The 1774-nt window shown below is 34.5% G+C and carries 4 protein-coding genes; all 4 read right to left on the bottom strand.

Annotated elements, in window-relative coordinates:
* Nucleotides 1-241: hypothetical protein (locus tag AB0N14_RS40010; RefSeq protein ID WP_366030594.1), on the bottom strand; the 241-nt coding region annotated here is incomplete at its 3' end.
* Nucleotides 241-1047 (bottom strand): PD-(D/E)XK nuclease-like domain-containing protein, encoded by an 807-nt coding sequence (locus AB0N14_RS40015; RefSeq protein ID WP_312257864.1) that lies wholly within the window; start codon nucleotides 1045-1047, stop codon nucleotides 241-243. The genes AB0N14_RS40010 and AB0N14_RS40015, both read right to left, overlap by 1 nt.
* 115 nt (nucleotides 1048-1162) lie before the next feature.
* On the bottom strand, nucleotides 1163-1378 hold the full coding sequence (locus AB0N14_RS40020) for a DUF1408 domain-containing protein (protein WP_023189642.1): 216 nt from the start codon (nucleotides 1376-1378) through the stop codon (nucleotides 1163-1165).
* Between the two features lie 11 nt (nucleotides 1379-1389).
* Complete coding sequence (locus AB0N14_RS40025; RefSeq protein ID WP_081044482.1) at nucleotides 1390-1578, bottom strand: helix-turn-helix transcriptional regulator; 189 nt, start codon at nucleotides 1576-1578, stop codon at nucleotides 1390-1392.
* Between the last annotated feature and the right edge of the window lie 196 nt (nucleotides 1579-1774).

Genomic DNA, 1774 nt, shown 5'->3' on the forward strand with positions numbered 1-1774 from the left:
GTTCGGCTAAGTTTAGTGCCTGAATGAAATTAGAAATAATTTGTTCAGCAGTATTAGGAAATTCAAAATCTATAGCACGATATCCTTGTCGGCTTGCATTTCCATCCGTACTTATGAATAACGCACGGTCTGGACTCGTTGCAAACTTAGCAGCTAAAGTTGTTTTACCGGAACCCCCTCCGCCTGAAATTAAAATTCTATTTAACTTAGGGCTCCTTGCTCCACCGGGTTTAATTTGCATTACCATACTTCTACCTCTAATTCTTCGTATTTTTTGTTTTGGATACAGCAGTCGCAATTATGACAAAAGTATCCATCCATTCCCTCATGCTCAATATTATGAGCGATGTTATCCAACTCAGATAACACAGTTTGAACAAGAATTTTATCCGAAATATCAGCAAGTTTTCCAAAATCCATCGTAATCGTCTTAATGTTTACTGGAAGTTTCTTGGTAAAACCTACAATTTTTCCTACCACTGTATAATCTAGTTTCGTATAATCAGAGAATTCTTGAGCAACTAACCATGCGTATAAAGCTAGTTGTTCTCTATAATGGCTGTACCATTCCAAATAAGCTCTGATATTTTTATCAAACACATCTTCAAAACTTGCGGCCGTTTTCCAGTCAATTATTTCAATGATCTTATTTTCGTGGTCAAACCTTAAGACATCAATTCTTCCACTAATCACAAAATCATCATAATCAGCTCTGATATAAAGTTCTTTATGAGTATGTAAAGTATCGAAAGACTGATAAGTTTCAGTCTTTTTGACTTCATTAACCGCCATCACAATATCTTTAAAAACTTTTTTAATGCCTTGGTTTTTCTTACAAATATTGCCCATCATATCCACAGAATGCTCTTGGATAAAATCATCGGTGCTTTTATCTCCCTCAAGCATTGCATGAGCATAAGAGCCAACTAGCATAGCTTCTGTAGGAGATTCAGCGTACCTTTTTTCTTTTCTTTCCCTTAATCTAAAAGGGCATTCCTGAAAAGTTCTAATATCAGAAAAACTAAATCTTGGTTTTTCTTCCGTCATTTAATGTTCTCCATTTCAAATTTCTAGGCATTCGTGGTATAATTTAAGTAGAAGTTTTGGCGAATTTCCTACTTGCTCTGCGTGCCATGCAGGGCTTTTTTGTTGTTTGCTCATACTAATATCCCCAGTCAGACAAGCACGAATTGAGCATAGCAGCTTTTTCTCGTTCTGTTCGTGATCTGCGGATAATGTACATTGTTCCGTCTTTTCTTCGATAAGTAGATTCAATAACTTCTCCAACTACTTCTCTTTTTTCTAAGTCATAATGCTTATATCCAATGACTGTTGGAACTGTTAGGACTTCTCGTCCATTAATAATTTGTGTGTGCATTATTTGCCTTTCTATCTGAATTCATCTAAGCTGATGTCTAGTGCATCCGCTATTTTGACCATTGTTAGCCAACGAGGATTTTCAGAATTTCTTTTTTTAAATTGATGAATTTGTTGAGCACCAAGTCCTGTAACTTTTCCAAGTTCATACTCAGTCATATTTTTCTCAACAAGTTTAGTTTTTATCTTCGACCACAACATTTAGTGTTCCTTTCTTGTTTTTTACATAATTAAACACAATATATAGTATGTTATGTTGACTAAAACAATTTGTAGCAGTATAATATAGTTAATGAAATTCAGGACAAATCCGTTAATACCAACTAACATCCTCCTGTCTTTCAAAAATTAATGAAAGGAGTGATTATGGAAAGTTATATCATTACATACGATTTAA

Source organism: Streptomyces sp. NPDC051104 (genome assembly GCF_040682835.1).
Lineage (GTDB): Bacteria > Actinomycetota > Actinomycetes > Streptomycetales > Streptomycetaceae > Streptomyces > Streptomyces cynarae.